At 43.6% G+C, this 19,334-nt stretch carries 13 protein-coding genes; 8 read left to right on the plus strand and 5 right to left on the minus strand.

Annotated features, from left to right (window positions below; translation table 11 throughout):
- Positions 1 to 132 precede the first annotated feature (132 nt).
- The 3 genes from QZ379_RS03975 to QZ379_RS03985 are packed head-to-tail and all read right to left on the minus strand — an operon-like array spanning position 133 to position 3,964.
- A complete protein-coding gene (locus QZ379_RS03975; protein ID WP_291558583.1) occupies positions 133 to 1,359 on the minus strand; it encodes a restriction endonuclease subunit S in 1,227 nt (408 codons plus the stop codon).
- Positions 1,356 to 2,399 carry a PDDEXK nuclease domain-containing protein gene (locus QZ379_RS03980; RefSeq protein WP_291558584.1) on the minus strand — a complete coding sequence of 348 codons (1,044 nt, stop codon included), beginning with the start codon at positions 2,397 to 2,399 and terminating at the stop codon, positions 1,356 to 1,358. Before QZ379_RS03980 ends, QZ379_RS03975 begins: the two co-directional genes overlap by 4 nt.
- Positions 2,396 to 3,964, minus strand: coding sequence for a type I restriction-modification system subunit M (locus QZ379_RS03985; RefSeq protein WP_291558585.1), 1,569 nt, complete (start codon positions 3,962 to 3,964; stop codon positions 2,396 to 2,398). Before QZ379_RS03985 ends, QZ379_RS03980 begins: the two co-directional genes overlap by 4 nt.
- A 496-nt stretch (positions 3,965 to 4,460) precedes the next feature.
- Here QZ379_RS03985 and QZ379_RS03990 point away from each other — a divergent pair, with 496 nt between their 5' ends.
- The 8 genes from QZ379_RS03990 to QZ379_RS04025 all read left to right on the plus strand — a co-directional run bounded on the left by QZ379_RS03990 (position 4,461) and on the right by QZ379_RS04025 (position 17,514).
- The gene (locus QZ379_RS03990; RefSeq protein ID WP_291558586.1) at positions 4,461 to 6,002 is read left to right on the plus strand and encodes a DUF4836 family protein; all 1,542 of its coding nucleotides are present in this window, start codon (positions 4,461 to 4,463) and stop codon (positions 6,000 to 6,002) included.
- A 131-nt stretch (positions 6,003 to 6,133) separates the two neighbouring features.
- Positions 6,134 to 6,448 carry an ATP-dependent Clp protease adaptor ClpS gene (locus tag QZ379_RS03995; protein ID WP_291558587.1) on the plus strand — a complete coding sequence of 105 codons (315 nt, stop codon included), beginning with the start codon at positions 6,134 to 6,136 and terminating at the stop codon, positions 6,446 to 6,448.
- A 17-nt stretch (positions 6,449 to 6,465) separates the two neighbouring features.
- Positions 6,466 to 8,685 (plus strand): AAA family ATPase, encoded by a 2,220-nt coding sequence (locus QZ379_RS04000; RefSeq protein ID WP_291558588.1) that lies wholly within the window; start codon positions 6,466 to 6,468, stop codon positions 8,683 to 8,685.
- A gap of 6 nt (positions 8,686 to 8,691) precedes the next feature.
- A complete protein-coding gene (aat, locus tag QZ379_RS04005; protein ID WP_291558589.1) occupies positions 8,692 to 9,333 on the plus strand; it encodes a leucyl/phenylalanyl-tRNA--protein transferase in 642 nt (213 codons plus the stop codon).
- A gap of 178 nt (positions 9,334 to 9,511) precedes the next feature.
- Positions 9,512 to 10,654 carry a serine hydrolase gene (locus QZ379_RS04010; RefSeq protein ID WP_291558590.1) on the plus strand — a complete coding sequence of 381 codons (1,143 nt, stop codon included), beginning with the start codon at positions 9,512 to 9,514 and terminating at the stop codon, positions 10,652 to 10,654.
- Positions 10,655 to 10,663: 9 nt separating this feature from the next.
- The gene (locus QZ379_RS04015) at positions 10,664 to 13,909 is read left to right on the plus strand and encodes an exodeoxyribonuclease V subunit beta (RefSeq protein WP_291558592.1); all 3,246 of its coding nucleotides are present in this window, start codon (positions 10,664 to 10,666) and stop codon (positions 13,907 to 13,909) included.
- A gap of 18 nt (positions 13,910 to 13,927) precedes the next feature.
- Entirely contained in the window at positions 13,928 to 16,801 is a 2,874-nt protein-coding gene (locus QZ379_RS04020; RefSeq protein ID WP_291558594.1) for a PD-(D/E)XK nuclease family protein, read from the plus strand.
- Positions 16,802 to 17,064: 263 nt separating this feature from the next.
- Entirely contained in the window at positions 17,065 to 17,514 is a 450-nt protein-coding gene (locus QZ379_RS04025; RefSeq protein ID WP_291558596.1) for a hypothetical protein, read from the plus strand.
- A gap of 75 nt (positions 17,515 to 17,589) precedes the next feature.
- Here the strand turns inward: QZ379_RS04025 and QZ379_RS04030 are convergent, their stop codons facing one another.
- Together QZ379_RS04030 and ilvC are read right to left on the minus strand one after the other, a co-directional pair.
- Positions 17,590 to 18,114, minus strand: coding sequence for a nitroreductase (locus tag QZ379_RS04030; protein ID WP_291558598.1), 525 nt, complete (start codon positions 18,112 to 18,114; stop codon positions 17,590 to 17,592).
- Positions 18,115 to 18,290: 176 nt separating this feature from the next.
- Positions 18,291 to 19,334: a ketol-acid reductoisomerase gene (ilvC, locus tag QZ379_RS04035; RefSeq protein ID WP_291558600.1), complete on the minus strand. Its 1,044-nt coding sequence runs from the start codon at positions 19,332 to 19,334 to the stop codon at positions 18,291 to 18,293.

Genomic DNA, 19,334 nt, shown 5'->3' on the forward strand with positions numbered 1-19,334 from the left:
AGTCCATTTCTCTTTATTAGGTAGCACTTCGGGAATGGAGTTGCGGATTTAAGGAAGGAATATTACGGCTCACACTATACACGACTTTGATTGTTTTAATCTTTTCTTTGAATGTTTGAAAATCCATCATAATTATATTCTTTTGAATGTCAACAGTTTATTGCGATAATACTCGTATTGTTCCTGAACGGCGGCTATCTCTGCAGGAAGTCCTGCGGTGAGGTCGTTTACCAGGGACTCGAATTTGTCGAGGATGGAGACGATACGTTGCTGTTCGGAGAGTGGAGGGATGGGGATTGATATTTTTGATAAATCAGACATTTTAATATCTATAACTTTTGCTCCTCTCGCATACTTTTTCTTTTGTTGGAAAAAATATTCTGTTTGAAAAAAATATGCTATATATTTAGGGATTTCATTGTGTGCAAATACACACGCATGACCACCAGTTACTATATCTTCTTCACCTAACCAAACAACAGCTTTACATACATCTTCTATATTTTCGCTTGTACACGCTATTACAAGATTTCCACTTTTCACTTTTGTCAATTTTTGCGCCAAATCATAAGATACAAAAGATTTTGTAGTATCTGTTGAAGTACCATAATATGTATATATTTGGCCATAGTGAATACATCCAACTCCTATTTCTGTAAAATCCTTTTTCTGGAGTCCATTACCTCTTACAAAAGTACCAATTTCCCCCAACGTCATCCACTTCACCCCCTCATCATTCTCATCAAAAGTGAGTAACTTATTTCGATAATACTCATATTGTTCCTTTCGCGCTTGCAGCTCCGCTTGCAGCTCCGCTGCATGCGATGTGAAGGTATCGAGAATACGGACTATTTCGTTTTGGACTTCAAGGGGAGGAAGAGGTATTTCCAATTTCCTAAATTTACTCATATCAACAGATGCAAATCCAGAAATATTGGTATTATTCTTACACCATTCTCCAACAATGAATAAATAGTAGAACAAATACTTGACAAGTATTTGTTCTACCAGCGATTTACGAATTGTTAAATTCGTAAATCGCTGATTCGCAAGCGAATCAGCAATTACGAGCGCATGCTCGCCTATGGTAGCGGTAGTGGCAATTATAAAAGAATTTGCAGGAAATAATCTGCCACCTTTAACTGCTTCTTTTGTTATATGTTGTATAGAATCAGACAAAATTCGTCCATTTTGCCTAATATCTTCCATTCTAAACCACGGAATTGTACCATTATTCCAATATCTATCATTTGCTTTAGAAGGAGTATAACCATTCCTCATTTCAAAGACTTCATCCATTCTCATAAACTCCACCCCATCAGGACAAAGTTCCTTTATTAATTCCTGCAACTTACTCATTGTTCATCCTCCTCATTTTTAAAGTTCCGACTTTCTTCCACCATCTTGCGCACGATGTTTATCTCGTCAATAAGCTGCGCCTGAGTAGGCAGATAGAGTTGATATTCGCTTGCCAATATGGTCTTGTTGTCCTCCGGCAGAGCCATACGGACAGCGGTATCATTCTTACTGGTACAGAGCAGAATACCGATGGTAGAGTTCTCTTCCGGCAGTTTCTCCATGCGGTCGTAATAGTTGACATACATCTGCAACTGACCCAAATCCTGATGTGTCAGCTTGCCGGTTTTCAGTTCTATCACCACAAAACATCTCAACAGACGGTTATAGAATACCAAATCGGCAAAAAACTCGTCATCCTCAAGCATGATGCGTTTCTGACGCGCCACGAAAGTAAACCCCTGCCCCAACTCTAACATAAAATGCTGCAAGTGAGTTATTATGGCAGATTCCAAATCCTTCTCATAATAGGCAGGCTGACGTTCCAACCCCAGAAATTCCAAGTACATAGGCTCCTTGATAATCTCCAAAGGCGACTGCGGAATGCGCTCCTTACGAGCAACAGCAAGGACAGACTCCTTGTCATTGCTCAATAACAGACGTTCGTAAAGTTGGGAATTTATCTGGCGCTCCATTTCGCGGGCTGTCCAACAGTTGTTTACTGTTTCAAGCTCGTAATACTCACGTTTATCCTTATCCGGTATCTGAATCAGCATTCTATATTGTGTCCAGTTCAATTGTGAACGCAGTGCGTTCACAATTGGATAAAGACGATAAAACTGTCTGCAAAAAGCCAACTGACGATATGAAAACCCACTTCCATACTCTGGTTGCAAATATTTTGCAAGATTCTTTATAAGGTAGCTGCCATAGTCGGCACGGTCCTTTCCCTGTTGCTCTTCTTCGAATATGCGTCTGCCCATCTGCCAATACATCTGAACACGGCAAAAGTCAACGCTTCGCACCGCATTACTGCGTGCAGAATCTATAATGACACGTATGTCATCTAAGAAAGTGTTTATATTTCCCTGTATCCCGTTCATAGTCCGTCCTCCTCCAATTCTGCCACTATTCTGTCTATATCCGTGCGCAACTCGTTCTCGCGTGCCACGATACGGCGTATGCGCTCGTTCAGTTCCTTGATATCCGTCTGCGGACGGGTGTCTTCAGCCTCTACATAGCTGCTCACGGACAGATTATAGTCGTTTTCGGCTATGGCGGCATTATCCACCAAGGCAGAGAAATGCTTCACCTCCTTGCGGTCGATATACTCATTAAGGATGTTATTTATGTTTTCAGGCGAGAGCTTGTTCTTGTTGCCCTCGTGGATAAACTCGGCACCGGCATCGATGAACAGAGTCTTGTTCTCCTTCTTGCTTTTCTTCAGTACTATGATGCAGGTGGCTATCGACACTCCGAAGAAGAGATTGGAAGGCAGCTGGATGACTGTATCCACATAGTTGTTGTCTATCAGATATTTGCGGATTTTCTGCTCCGCTCCGCCACGATAGAGCACACCGGGGAACTCGACTATTGCCGCTGTTCCGTCGGTGGAAAGCCACGACAGCATGTGCATAGTAAAGGCAAGGTCGGCCTTGGTTTTCGGCGCCAACACTCCGGCTGGTGCGAAACGCGGGTCGTTGATAAGCACCGGATTGGAATCGCCTGCCCACTTGGTGGAATAAGGCGGATTGGAAACTATGGCATCGAAAGGCTCGTCATCCCAGTGATACGGCTCGGTAAGCGTGTCGCCACAATGGATGTCAAACTTCTCATAATTGATGTCATGAAGGAACATATTGATGCGGCAGAGGTTGTAGGTGGTGATATTGATTTCCTGTCCGAAGAAACCTGTGCGCACATTCTCCTTGCCCAACACCTTGGCAAACTGGAGCAGCAGTGAGCCGGAACCGCAGGCAGGGTCATAGACCTTGTTCACCTCTTTTTTACCCACCACAGTGATGCGTGCCAACAGTTCGCTCACCTCCTGTGGGGTGAAGAACTCGCCGCCTGACTTTCCGGCATTTCCGGCATACATGGTCATAAGAAACTCGTACGCATCGCCGAACACGTCTATCTGATTGTCGGCATAATCGCCTTTCAGGTCGAGACTTCCTATTGTGTTCAGAATCTTGCAGAGTGTTTCGTTGCGTTTGGTCACGGTATTGCCTAACTTGTTGCTGTTCACGTCTATATCGTCGAAAAGCCCCTTCAGGTCGTCCTCGCTGTCTGTTCCCTTGGCAGACGATTCTATATTGTCGAACACCGACTGCAGTGTTTCGTTCAGGTTAGGGTCGTTCTTCGCATTAGAACGTACATTGCAGAACAGTTCGGAAGGAAGGATGAAGAAACCTTTTTCCTGCACTATCATATCGCGTGCGCTTTCGGCCTCCTCGTCGGAGAAAGAAGCATAGTCGAAGCCGTCCATCCCTGCTTCCTGCTGGAGTCTGTTGATGTAGTTGGTGATATTCTCCGAAATGAAGCGGTAGAAAAGCATTCCGAGGACGTACTGCTTGAAATCCCATCCGTCGACACTGTTTCTCAAATCTTCGGCCGTAGCCCATATGGTCTTGAACAATTCCTGTTTCTGCTGTGTACTTGTTGCCATTATAGTTTTTTCTGAACGTTTATATAAGAATCTGATAATTTTTCCTGCCGAACGTAGTTTCAGCAGCACATTTTACCGCAAAGATAGTGCAAACAGAGTGAAGTACAAAGTGAAAGCATAGTTTTCAGCTTGTAATCCCGGGGTGCAGAGTATCTTATATACAGACAGGCCAACACCGTATAAACATCACTGAATCGGGCTGACAAAAACTGTATTTTGACTCGTCATTTTCTGTAAATACAATCTTTATTTTTATAAATACAACTTGTATTTATAAAAACATAAGCTGTATTTATATATACACAACTTATATTTACAGAAAATATAAAGTCGTTTCCAAGAATGTACAGAATCAAGTTTATCTTTCCGTCAATATCGACAACTTGTAAAAAAAGACCATGATTAACAGTACAATTATCAAGAAAAATCATATTTTTGCATAACAGGAATAAAATCCGGATTATCACTATTGTATAACTTATTAATTTTTTATGTTATGAAAAACATCTATTTATCTGTAGTGCTGCTACTTACGGTAGTATCATTCCTTGCATCATGCTCCAAATCAGACGATTATCTGAACGTAATTCCTAAGGACACTCCTATGGTGGCATCGATAAACCTGAAAGCGTTGGGCGAAAAGGCCGGCATAAACGACAAGGAGAACAAAGAAGCTTTAGGCAAACGGACAGACATGCTGAAAAAGGAAATGAACGCGGCAAGCTTCGAGAAACTGGAAAGCATCATTAAGAACCCGGATGAATGCGGAATAGACTTGGGCAAACCGGTTTATGCTTTCTATTCCGACAAAAACGACATGATACTCGCTGCAAAAGTTACAGACAAGGAATCGCTTGCAAACAGCATAAAGCTCTTGGGGAATGACACTGAGATAAGCGAACTGACAGAAAAAGAGGGCTACAGTTTTTCACAGATAGACGGCTACAGCTACATCGCTTTCAACGAGAACACATTGATAGCTGTGAAAAGCAAGACTGCAGGCGATAGCGACAAACTGAAACTGAATGCCATAGAAGTTCTGAACGGCAAAAGCGAAGAGAGTATCGCATCCGACAAAGGTTTCATCAGAATGCAGGACAAGAAAGCGGACATCGCCATTTACAATAACTTTGAGGAACTGGACAACGACTACAAAGAGATACTGGAAAAGAGTATAGGAATAGGCGGGGCTGCTGAAGAGTGTAAACTCATTTCCGGCATATTCTTCGAAAACGGAAAACTTGTAATCAAATCGGAATTCTATACTGACGACGAAAAGATAAAGGAACTGTACGAGAAACATAATGACTACTTCTCTCCTATCAAGAATTCGATGCTTGGATATCTCCCTAAATCAACGCTATGTCTGATAAGTGTCAGCATAGAGAACGACAAGATATTCGAGATGCTGAAAGAGAACAAGGATTTCCAGAAAAACATTTCCTTGGAAGATGCAGAAACAATAGAAAAGGTGCTCAAATCTGTAGGCAAGGAAATCACATTCGGGGTAACTGACTTCAATATGACTGAAATACCGGCCATGGTAGTTTATGCAGAGGCGAAGAACGGCGACATCCTCAAGGAACTGTACAACAATAAAGACAGTAACTCACTTACAAGATATTCAAAATTTACAGAGCTTGAAGAGAATGCATATCTGATACAGACAGGCAGGGATAACATATTCTTGGGCTATAAGGACGATATGATTTATGCTACGAACAATGAGAATACATATAAGAATATAGGCAAGAAGCCTGAAGCATCGGCCGAGGACAACTCATATGCAAAAGACATCAAGGGTAAGAAAGTGGCTTACATTATCGACTTCAACGCATTGAGCCGGCTCCCGATAATGCAGATGTTATTAAAGTCGGGCAATGCCAAAATGACTGCTATAGGCAGCGTTCTGAAGAATGCCGACAATATGAGTGTAACTTACGACGATGAATTTACTATTACCGTACAGCTGAAAGATACCAAAACCAACTTCCTGAAACAGATGACTCAGCTTGCTAAAGAATTTGCAGGAATCTGACAAACAGCATACTGAATATACAGGCCTCATAAAAAGTTTATCACGAATAGACTGTTTATGAGGCTTTATTCTTTTATTTAAAATGAACATTCATTGAGATTTAAAGTTTTTTTATTAAGTTTGTTCTCATTATGGGACAACAGCAAACAAACATAAAGGAAAAAGGACGTGTCAGCCTGAAAGAGCCGAGACGTTATAAGGTCATCATATATAACGATGACTTCACAACCATGGATTTCGTGGTAAAAGTTCTGACTACAGTATTCTTCAAATCGGAGACAGAGGCCGAGACTCTGATGATGAGCGTACACAAGAGCGGTTCGGCCGTGGTAGGCATCTACAGCTATGACATCGCACTGTCGAAGGTGAGAAAAGCCACGGACATGGCGCGCGAGGAAGGATTCCCGCTAAAACTTACAGTATTGCCTGAGGACAAGCAGGCTTAACTTTCACAACAGAAAATATGGACTTGAAATATACTAAACACGTAAATAAAGCATTGGAAGTTGCACATACGGAAGCCAAGTTCAGGAGACATGAGTTTGTCACTCCCGAACATCTTCTGTATGCTCTCATCCAGCAGGATGAGTTCGTATATGCCCTGGAGGACATGGCGTGCAACATAGGCAAACTTGAAAAGAAGATAAAGGAGATTCTGAACACCAAGTTCGAGGTTCTGCCGGAAGATACCCGGTACGAACCGGAGAACTCATCGCAGATGGCGGAGGTATTTCTGAAAGCGCATCTGATAGTTTCTTTTTCGGGAGCAAACGAGATAGACGTTCCGCACCTTGTGCAGGGTATGCTGGAACTGACAGACTCATGGGCGGCCTATATCCTGAAGAGTACTCTGAAGGACGATGTGGCCGAGTTTACAAGTATGCTGATTGATGAATACAGCTACGACTACGATGACGAAGAGCATGAACACGGCTACGAGAAGAACGAAACTTGGAAGAACTTCGTAACCTGCATAAACGATAATCCGGACAGCCACAATCCGCTTATCGGGAGGGAGGAGGAACTGGAAAAGACTATCCGCGTTCTGTGCCGCAAGGAGAAGAACAATCCTCTGCATATAGGCGAATCGGGTGTGGGAAAGACTTCCCTCATCTATGGTCTGGCGGAAAGAATAGAGAAAGGCAATGTGCCGGAAAAACTGAAAGGCTACCGTATCTATGAGCTTGACCTTGGCGGTATCATAGCCGGCACCCAGTACCGCGGCGAGTTTGAAAAGAGGCTGAAGGGCATTATGCTTGGAGCTGAAAAAGAAGGTAAGGCCATTATCTACATCGACGAGATACACAACCTTATAGGTGCAGGAAGAACGAGCGACGGCTCATTAGATGCATCGAACATGCTTAAACCATACCTTGAAGGAGGAAACATAAAATTCATTGGTTCAACCACTTATGAAGAGTACAACAAATACTTTGCCGGAAGCAAGGGTATGGTAAGGCGTTTCCAGCAGATAGATATCCTGGAGCCGAGCACTGACGATACTGTCAAGATTATCAAGGGACTGATAAAGGGATACGAGGCATTCCACAATGTGAAATACCGCAAGGGAGTGATAGAGTATGCCGTCAGCATGAGCGACAAGTATATCAAGGACAAGTTCCTGCCGGACAAGGCTATCGACCTGATAGACGAGGCAGGTGCATACAGGGAGATTCACAATGACGGAAAAGATAAAAATATCGTTACAAAAGAGCTTATCTCGGACATACTTGCAAGGATGTGCAAGATAGAATCCATCACTGCCAAGGAAGACAATACGGAGCTTGAGCATCTGCCGGCAAAGATGAAATCGCTTATCTACGGCCAGGACCAGGCCATCACCCAGGTGACGGAGGCTGTGATGATGTCGAAAGCCGGACTTAACGACGACAACAAGCCTATAGCGAGCCTTCTGTTTGTCGGTCCTACGGGTGTGGGTAAGACAGAGATTGCAAAGGTGCTTGCCGCCGAGCTTGGTATCGGCCTGGTACGGTTCGATATGAGTGAGTACTCGGAGAAACATACCGTGGCGAAACTTATCGGTTCGCCTGCGGGATATGTGGGGTATGAGGAAGGCGGACTTCTGACTGATGCCATACGCAAGACTCCGAACTGTGTTCTGCTGCTTGACGAGATAGAGAAGGCGCATCCGGACATATTCAACATACTGCTGCAGGTGATGGACTATGCCGTGCTTACCGACAACAAGGGGCGCAAGTCGGACTGCCGTCATCTGATTCTGATTATGACATCGAATGCGGGAGCACAGTATGCCCATCAGGCTTCTATAGGATTCAGGGGACAGGCCACTGCCGGCGACTCAATGCTGAAACAGGTGAAGAAAACATTCAAGCCTGAGTTCCTTAACAGACTGTCGGCCACAGTGGTGTTCAACGATATGGACAGCAACATGGCCAAGCTAATCCTCGAAAAGAAACTGAGGGAATTCAGCGCAAAACTTGAGGCTAACAAGGTGACAATGGAAATGGAGGCAGATGCCAAGGAATGGTTGCTCAGGAAGAGTATAACCAAGGAATACGGCGCACGTGAGATGGACAGAGTGATAGGCCATCATCTGAAACCGCTGTTCGTGAAGGAGATGCTGTTCGGCAAACTGAAGAACGGTGGTCATGCCGTTGTCAGCATCAAGAATGATATTCCGGCCATAACCCTAAAGAAGTGATAAGGTATGGTATTCAAGCTGAGTAAAAGGATTGCCTTTCCGGACCCTCATCTGGGGGAACCGGACGGGCTGCTTGCCATAGGAGGCGACTTGTCCATCGACAGGCTGCTGCTGGCATACTCTTACGGGATTTTTCCGTGGTATGCCTTCAAAAGGGATGTCATAGAATGGTGGTGCCCTATGCAGAGGTTCGTTATCTTCCCCTCGGAGATACATGTGTCGCACTCAATGCGTACGCTTATAAATAAGGAGAAGTACAGAATAACTATCAACCAGGCTTTTGAGGATGTGATACGCCAATGCGGAAAACTGCGCGAGGATGAGGAAGGTGCATGGCTCGGTTCGGAAATGACGGAAGCGTATATCAGACTGCACGAACAGCAGTTTGCAGCCAGCGTGGAGGTATGGGAAGACGACAGGCTTGTGGGCGGACTTTACGGTGTGGCTATTGGAAGATGTTTCTTCGGCGAGAGTATGTTCTCGCTCGTGCCGAGTGCATCAAAACTTGCTCTTATACATCTGGCACGTTTCCTTGAGGAAAGAGGCGGACTGATGATAGACTGCCAGTTCGAGACTCCGCATCTGAAGTCGATGGGCGGCAGGTATATATCGTATGAGGAGTATATGGATATTCTTTCGCAGGAATAAAGTTATAAAATGAAAATCCGTCAGCATTTTCACAAACACTGACGGACTTTTAATCAATGAGGAATTAAAAACATAACTCCAACATAAAACCAAACAAGAATATTAAGCTTTTGTATAACTTTCAAAATATATAACAGAGGAACGATGTCTTTTGTTCGGTCATAAAACAAAAAAAATTATGAAAACAGGAAAAAAAATTCTCATAGCGATACCGGTTGTAATAATCATCGCGTATCTGTGCCTTCCTTTCTATGCAAAAAAGGCACTGATTCACTGGTTTCCCACTATCGATGACCTCGACATTTTCGAACATGCCACTGTTCATGCTCCGGACTCTTGCCGGGAATGGGCTGTTTCGGACAAGTACAATTCTTTCAGACTGTCAAAGGAGGATTCGGCATACATAGACGATATGAAAACGGTATCCTTCCTGGTAATAAGGAATGACAGTATTCTATACGAAACTTATCGCGGAGAATGGAACGATACTCTGACTTCGAACCTGTTTTCTGCCACAAAGAGCATTGTGGGGCTGCTTGTGGGTATAGCCATTGACGAGGGCAAGATAGGCAGCGTGGACGACAAGGTGGTGAAATACATACCTGAATATAACCGTGGGAAGCAGAAGGACATCACTATCAGAAACCTTCTTACTATGAGTGCCGGAATGGACTGGGACGAGGCTTATGCCTCGCTTTTCTCTGTAACCACACACGGATATTACGGAAATGACCTCTACAATCTCATTATGAGTCTTGATATAGTCGATACTCCGGGAGTGCAGTATTCCTACAGAAGCGGTGAAACTCAGTTGCTGTCATTTGTAGTAGAAGCGGCAACAGGTGAAACCATCAGCAGATATGCGGAAAAGAGACTGTGGCAACCGATGATGGCCGGACAGGATGCTTTCTGGCTTCTCGACAAAAAAGGTGGTGACGAGAAGTCGTTCTGCTGTTTCCACACCACGGCAAGGGATGCCGCAAGGTTCGGACGGCTGATGCTGAACAAAGGCAACTGGAACGGAAGGCAACTGGTCAGCAAGGAATATATAGAAGAGTCCATGACACCGGCATCATATCTGAAAGACCAGTGGGGCAAAGACCCGCTTTCATATTATGGCTACCAGACATGGATTATGGACTATAAAGGAGAGAAATGTCCGTACTTCAGAGGTATGTTGGGACAGTATATCATAGCCATACCTTCGAAAAACGCAATAGTGGTGCGTCTTGGTCATAAACGCTCAAAAGAGTACGTCAAGGAGCTCACTACGGACATAATAAGATATATGGAAACAGCTGAAAAAATTTTACAACAATAACCATTCTATATGGAACAGGACCCAAGACTATTAGTATATAAGGCTTCGGCAGGCTCGGGAAAGACTTTCACCCTGGCTGTGCAATATATCAGGCAACTGATAGAAGACCCCTACTCATACAGACGTATTCTGGCAGTTACTTTCACCAACAAGGCTACTACAGAGATGAAGGAAAGAATCCTCAGTCAGCTATACGGTATCGCTACTTCGCTGAAATCCTCGGACGGCTATCTGAAAGAGATAATGAAGACCTCAAATAAAAGCGTTGACGAAATAAGGAAAGCTGCTGACACTGCACTGAAGAATATCATCCACGACTACAGCCGTTTCAGAATAGAGACTATCGACTCGTTCTTCCAGTCGGTAATGAGGAATCTTGCACGCGAGCTTGAACTTGGTGCAAATATGACAATCGAGCTGAACAACGGCGATGTACTGAGCGATGCAGTGGACAGTATGATTGAGAAGCTGGACCGTATGTCGCCTACCCTTTACTGGTTGCTCGAATATATAGAGGAAAGAATAGCCGACGACAAGAGATGGAACGTATCTTCCGAAATAAAAGGTTTCGGTCGCAATATCTTCGACGAGGCTTACATAGAAAAAGGTGTGACTCTGCGAGAAAAGCTGAAGGACACTAAGTTCATCCCGCAATACAGAAAGAAGCTACAGGAGAAACGCGAGTCAATCCTCGACACGATGAAGGGATTCAGCGAACACTTTCAGGAAATTCTGAAAGCAAACGGACTAAACCCTACTGATTTAAAGAACGGAGCCAGAGGCATAGCAAGCTATTTCAATAAAATTGCTTCGGGAAAACTGAGCGATGATGTACGAAATGCCACAGTAGAGAAATGTCTGGAAGGTGCGGAAAACTGGACTACAAAGACCTCTCAATATAAAAGTACTATTATATCACTTGCAGACCAGGTTCTGATACAGATACTTAATGATGCGGAGAACACGAGAATGGCAAGTAACAAGGTGCTGAACTCGTGCGACATGTCACTCCGATATCTCAACAATCTGCAATTACTCATGCGCATAGACAGCGAGGTAAGGGAACAGAACCTTAATCATAACCGCTTCCTGCTTTCGGATACCAACGCTCTGCTGCACAGCATCATCAGGGAGGGCGACGCATCCTTCGTATATGAGAAGATTGGTACTACCATCGACACCGTGATGATAGACGAGTTTCAGGACACGTCGCGTATGCAATGGGAGAACTTCCATCTTCTGCTTGAAGAAAGCCTTGCACAGAAGGAAGGCAGTATGATAGTGGGCGACATAAAACAGAGTATCTATCGCTGGAGAAACGGCGACTGGAAGATTCTTGCCGGACTGGATAAGGACAGAAGTTTCCGACTGAACTCCAAGACTCTGGATACAAACTGGCGAAGCGAGGCAAATATCATAGCTTTCAACAATGACATCTTCACATCGGCATGCATGGTTCTGAACGAAAGATACAAGGCTGATGAGGGTGAGGACTGCACTCAGCTGCTTGATGCATACAGTGATGTACGCCAGAACACTTCAAAGGAAACTAAGGAAGGATATATCAAACTGTCATTCCTGAAAAACAGTGAGGAACATCCTTACGCTGACACTACTATGGAACTGCTGGCAGAAGAAGTTGATTCACTGGTCAAGAAAGGTATCAGAGTGAATGACATTGCCATCCTGGTGAGAAAGAACAAAAGCATACCTGCCATAGCAGATTACTTCGACAAGAATACTCCGTACCGAGTTGTTTCTGACGAGGCTTTCCGGCTTGATGCTTCGCTCGCGGTATGTATGCTTATCGACGGACTGAGGTATATATCAGAGCCTACGGACAGAATAGCGTGTGCAAGACTGGCAGTGGCATATCAGAAGGAAATACTCAAAAAGGATGTTGATTATAACACTGTACTGCTGAACAGCGTTGAAGATTATCTTCCTGCAGAATTCCGTCTTATGCTGCCGGAGATGAGTCTTATGCCGCTGTATGAGCTGCTTGAGAAACTGTTCGTAATTTTCCGCATGGATATGATTGAAGAACAGGATGCCTATCTCTGTGCCTTCTATGATGCGGTGACTGAATATATGCAGAACAATTCTTCGGAACTGACCTCATTCCTGACATACTGGAACGAAACTCTTTATGCCAAGACTATCCCGTCGGGCGAGATATCCGGTATCAGAATCCTGTCAATCCACAAATCGAAAGGTCTGGAATATCACACCGTGCTGCTGCCGTTCTGCGACTGGAAGATGGAGAATGAAACAAACAACCATATGCTATGGTGCAAGATAAACGAAGCGGATGCTGACAAGGAACCGTTCTGCGAACTTGACCTTACTCCTGTAAATTATTCGTCTGCCATGGCAGAATCTTATTTCAGCGACAGCTACAGAGAAGAACGCCTGCAACTGTGGGTGGATAATCTCAACCTGCTGTATGTGGCATTCACACGTGCTTGCAAAAACCTGATAGTGTGGTGCAAGGACGAGAAGAAAGATACCGTATCACGACTGCTTAGAGAATCAATAGACTGCATGAAGGATATCAAGATGACATGCAACATGGTTGAACTTGACGAGGAGGAAGAAGAATCGGAAGAAAGCGACGAACCTATAGTATATGAATATGGGGAAATCTGCATAAGCGGTAATAAGAAGAAATCAGATACCACCAACAGACTTGTAGCCGTTCCGGAAGCAGTTAATGTAAAGATTGAATCACTTGAAACGGAGATTGACTTCAAGCAGTCCAACCGTTCTGCCGACTTCATCAGAGGCGATGAGGATGAGGAAGAGAACCTTCGCTCACAATATATCAGACAGGGACAGCTGCTTCATACACTCTTTGCATCTATCGACACAAGAGAGGATTTACCTTCAGCTATTGAAAGGCTCTTGTTCGAAGGTGTGATAGAATCTGCAGAAAAGGCAGAAGAGATAAGCGAGATAGCAGAAAGAGCCTTGAGCCTTGAGGAAGTGAAAGGCTGGTATAGCGGAGAATGGACACTGTATAACGAATGTTCCATAATCTATAATGACGAACAGGGAAAGATGCAGACCAGACGACCGGACCGAGTGATGATGAAAGATGATGAGGTGGTAGTGGTAGATTTCAAATTCGGAAAGAAAAAGCCGGAATACTCCACTCAAGTAAGGGAATATATGTTCCTGCTATCGGAAATGGGATATACTGGCATTAAAGGCTATATATGGTATGTTTACTCCGGCGAACTGGAGAATGTGTAACGATTTATTTAAAAGGAAATGGAAACTTTTCTAAAGCTTGTAGCTCACGATTTATATACGAAGACAAACGGTGACTTTGCCCGTACGGCCATTGTCTTCCCTAACAAGAGAGCCGGCCTGTTCTTCAATGAATATCTGGCATCGGAAACCGACAGACCGATATGGTCGCCGGCATATATAAGTATAGGCGAACTGTTCCGTAAGGTTTCAGACCTTCAGATTGGTGACCCTGTGAAACTTGTGTGCGAACTATATAAGGTGTTTGTCAATATAACAGGCAGCAAGGAATCACTCGACGATTTCTACTTCTGGGGTGAACTTCTTATAAGCGACTTTGACGATGCGGATAAGAATATGGTGGACACAGAAGCCATGTTCCGCAATATTAAGGATCTGAACGAACTTAACGACAACGGATACGAATTCCTGGAAGAAGGACAGAAGGAAGCATTAAGCCAGTTCTTCAAGAATTTCTCCATAGACAAGGTTACCGAGCTGAAACAACGATTCATCAATATCTGGGACGTACTTGGAGAAATATATACTGAATTCAGAGCGGTACTCCGCGAACAAGGCATAGCTTACGAGGGTATGATGTACAGGGAAGTAACTGAGTCTATGGATATTGACAAACTCCCTTACGACAGATATGTCTTCGTGGGATTCAACGTGCTGAATAAGGTGGAACATACTCTATTCAGCAAACTTAATAAAGCCGGAAAGGCTATGTTCTATTGGGATTACGACAACTTCTATCTCAACAAGCATCCTCACGAGGCAGGCGAATTCATAAAGCGCAATCTTAGGGATTTCCCGTCGGAACTTCCACCGTCTGTATTCAACAATCTGAACTCCCCGAAAGATATTACATATATAGAATCGCCAACCGAGAACGGGCAAGCAAGATATCTTCCGCAATGGATAAGAACAAACCTTACGGAGGAAGAAAAGGAAACAGCCGTAGTATTATGTAACGAATCTTTACTGCAACCTGTACTTCACTCACTGCCAGAGAATATACATCATATCAATATAACGATGGGATTTCCATTGTCGCAGACTCCTGCTTGCAGCTTTATCAACTCGCTTATAGAGCTTCACACTTCAGGTTATAATCCGTCAAACGGCAGATTCCTGTTTGCCGAAGTATTGAGTGTGCTTAAGCATCCATACACTCAACTCCTGAGCGAGGAAGCAGGGAAATTGGAGAAATCCCTTATCCACGACAACCGTTTCTACCCTCTCCCATCGGAACTGAAAAAGGACGAGACTACGGAAACCATATTCACACCATGCAACAGCAACCAGGCTATCTGCCGGATGATTACCACAGTACTGAAACAGGTTGCAGCCGTATATCAGAAGAAATCGGCCACTATGGATACTGCCTTGGACCAGCTATATCGCGAAGCACTGTTCAAAGCATACACCATGATAAACCGATTCAGTTCACTGATAGATGAAGGCGACCTTGACGTGAACCAAAGTACATTCAAGCGTCTGCTCTCGCGCGTCATCCAGTCGGCCAACATTCCTTTCCACGGCGAGCCGGCAATAGGTATGCAGGTGATGGGAGTACTTGAAACCCGAAATCTGGACTTCAGAAACATTGTAATGCTTTCTGCAAACGAAGGACAGCTACCGAAAAGTGGAAGCGATGCCTCATTCATCCCTTACAATATCAGAAAGGCATTCGGTATGACTACAATCGACCATAAAATAGCCGTATTTGCTTATTACTTCTACAGACTGTTGCAAAGAGCCGAGAAAGTAACTCTGCTTTTCAATACATCAAGCGACGGTATAAACCGCGGAGAGATGTCACGCTTCATGCTCCAGTTCCTCATCGAGTGGGGATTCGACATCAAGCGTGAAAGACTGGAGGCCGCACAATCGCCACAGGGCACTGAAAAGATTGAAATCAAGAAAACCCCGGAGATAATGAAAAGAATGCAGAGTGTTTTTGATACGAGAGTAAACAAAAAGGCTCTTCTGTCACCTTCTGCACTCAATACATACATAGATTGCAATCTGAAATTTTATTACAAATATGTAGCCTTGCTGACTGCCCCCGATGAAGTAAGTGCGGAGATAGATTCGGCTAAGTTCGGAAGTATATTCCATTACGCCGCAGAACATATCTACAAGGACCTTACCGCACACGGAAAAGTGATAGATTGCAACTCTCTTGAAAAGCTTTTGCAAAATGATGTAAAACTCCAGGAATATGTGGATAACGGTTTCAAGGAACTGTTTTTCAATATACCTCTGACGGAACGCCCGGAATACAACGGATTGCAGCTTATAAACTCAGCTGTGATACTGAGATACATAAAACAGCTCTTGCGGAATGACCTGCGATACGCACCGTTTACATTCACTGCTTCGGAGAAGTTCGTTGAGGAAGATATTGATATCAAGACTCCGAAAGGCATAATCAAATCACGCATAGGCGGTATAATAGACCGCATGGACACGAAAGACAATACCCTGCGAATAGTGGACTACAAGACCGGAGGCGATGCGCAATGTCCGCCGGATGTAGAATCCTTATTCATTCAGGACAAGAAAAGGTCTAACTATATTTTCCAGACATTCATGTACTCATCAATAGTCTGCAAGAAACTGAGGGAGAAAAACAATCAGTTGAAGGTAGCTCCTTCCCTACTGTACATACATAAGGCAGCATCGGAAAACTACTCGCCTGTAGTGCAGATGGGAGAAGCCCGAAATAGAGATAATGTAGATGATTTCAGCATTCACGAAGAAGATTTCCGCGAAAGACTGAATACACTTTTGGAGGAAATCTTCAACCCTGAGACAAGTTTCTCTCAAACTGAGGTTGAAGACAAATGTCAGTACTGTGATTATAAAGATTTGTGTAAGAAATAGCATTTTGATATAATTACTGTTAATTACATGCAGTTTTTCAATCATTTGTTTTGACAATATCACGAAATTGGGTATATTCGCATGTTTTTCATAGTAATAGATTTATATATCCTGACTTCAAGCTTGTGAAAGTGAGTAAGTCAGAGAGACAAAAGAGTTTGTCCCTAAAGAACAAGAGACTGCAAATTTCCCCGGCAGTCTCTTTTTTTGTTCATATATATTACTTACATTTGTATTATGATAACAGTAAAACATTAAATCTTATGAAAACAAGTTCATTATTAGAATCAATCAGAAGAAAAGCTTTTTATTTGATGATGTGCGTGACATTGGCTGCGGGTTTTGCAAGTTGCAGCACAGAAGAAGTGACAGAAGACGATGATATAACAGGTTTATATATCGGTGGCTCTGAAGAAACCGGAGAAACAAAAATCAAGATAAGCCAGAACAGCTCTGGATATACTTTTTATTGTTTATACGAAGACTGGAGTTCTGCCAATTCAAGATTAAATGTTCCAACTGTAGAATGGAACGGAACATTCACAAATATCCCATCGGATATTATAAAGAATAGTAAAGGAGAAGAAATAGGAAGAATAGAATTTACCAAATCAAGTGAATATATTCAGGCTGAATTTACATCGTACATTGACCCAAAAGGAACATACAAAGCAAGAAAGGGTGGCGAGATGGCTGATTTGTTATCGAAATAATAATAGCTGCATAAAACAAAGCCATGACAGAAGATAAACATATCCCTGTCATGGCTATTATTATGTCCTGTAAATTTATTTTATCACTCTATAGTAATCCACCTTACGAGGTTTCGGAGCATCGGCCGGTTTTGCCGGATATCCCAAAGCAAGCGCACCGATACCAACCAGACCTTCAGGCAGACCGAAACTTTCCATCAGTTTCTTTCCTTCCTCAGTAGAGAACATTTCTCTTTCCCTGTGAATCCAGCAACTTGCAAGTCCTATGGCATGAGCGGCGAGCATCATGTTTTCCAGTACACAGCTTCCGTCCTGTATCGGATTGTTGGCATCAGCCGGAGTAAATACTAAAACATATGTAGGCGCATCATAATACGGATTGGAAGTAACTCCCATCACACGGGCATTCATCTCTGCCAGTTTCTTGCGTATGTCATCATTTTGGACAGCCACAATGTAAGGCGACTGCATACCGCGTGATGTAGGGGCATAAGTTCCTGCTTCCAAAACAGCTTTCAACTCTTCATCCGTAATCTGTTCTGCCTTATACTGACGGCAGCTGCGACGAGTCTTTATTATCTCTAAGAATTCGTTATTCATATCTCTACACTTTTTATGTTTATACTTAGAATCAATCACTGTCAACAAAATTAGTCAAAAGCACGATATATTATACCTTTCGATGAAAAATTTTCTGAGGATATATACTAAAAATCCCTCTCTTTGGCAATGCGATATCACCAAAAAGAGGGAAGAAGATTTCTCTTTATTATTTATCAGTTGTTTTCAGGACGAAGTTTGCGTACTGTAACTGCAGTCTGCCACATTTCGCTTTCACGCAAAGCCTTCAATTCAGCTTCGAGTTTCTCGCGATAGTCAGGCTTAGAGTTAGAGTCGATAGAAATCTGAGCTTCGTTACCGCTCTTAACGCTCTGATACAATTTCTGAACTACAGGTTTGATAGCATCGTGGAATGGGCCCATCCAGTCAAGAGCACCACGCTGTGCAGTAGTAGAACAGTTAGCGTACATCCAGTCCATACCGTTCTTAGCGAACAAAGGCATCAATGACTGAGTAAGTTCCTCTACAGTTTCGTTGAATGCTTCAGATGGAGTATGTCCGTTTTCACGCAATACTTCGTACTGTGCAAGAAGCAATCCCTGGATAGCGCCCATCAATGAACCGCGTTCACCTGTAAGGTCGGAAGTAGCTTCACGCTGGAATGTAGTTTCAAACAAATAACCTGAACCGATACCGATACCAAGAGCGATAGTTCTGTCGAATGCCTTGCCTGTTACATCCTGATAGATTGCGTATGATGAGTTCAAGCCACGACCTTCGAGGAACATTGTACGCAATGAAGTACCTGAGCCCTTAGGAGCAACCATGATAACGTCGATGTCAGCAGGAGGAACTACGCCTGTACGGTCATTCCAAGTGATGGCGAAACCGTGTGAGAAATACAATGCCTTGCCCGGAGTAAGATATGGTTTGATAGTAGGCCATACAGACATTACAGCTGCGTCAGACAACAGACACATTACGATAGTAGCCTTCCGGCAAGCTTCTTCGATACCGAACAAAGTTTCTCCCGGTACCCATCCGTCCGCGATAGCTTTTTCAAAAGTCTTTCCCGGACGCTGACCAACGATAACATTGAATCCGTTGTCGCGAAGGTTCAATGACTGACCCGGTCCCTGTACTCCATATCCTATAACTGCAATTGTTTCATCTTTCAAAATCTCACGTGCTTTTTCCAATGGAAATTCATCGCGGGTGATTACATTTTCCATCACACCGCCAAAATTTAATTGTGCCAT

It is taken from the genome of Bacteroides sp. (assembly GCF_019417265.1).
In the GTDB taxonomy this organism is placed as follows: Bacteria; Bacteroidota; Bacteroidia; order Bacteroidales; family Bacteroidaceae; genus Phocaeicola.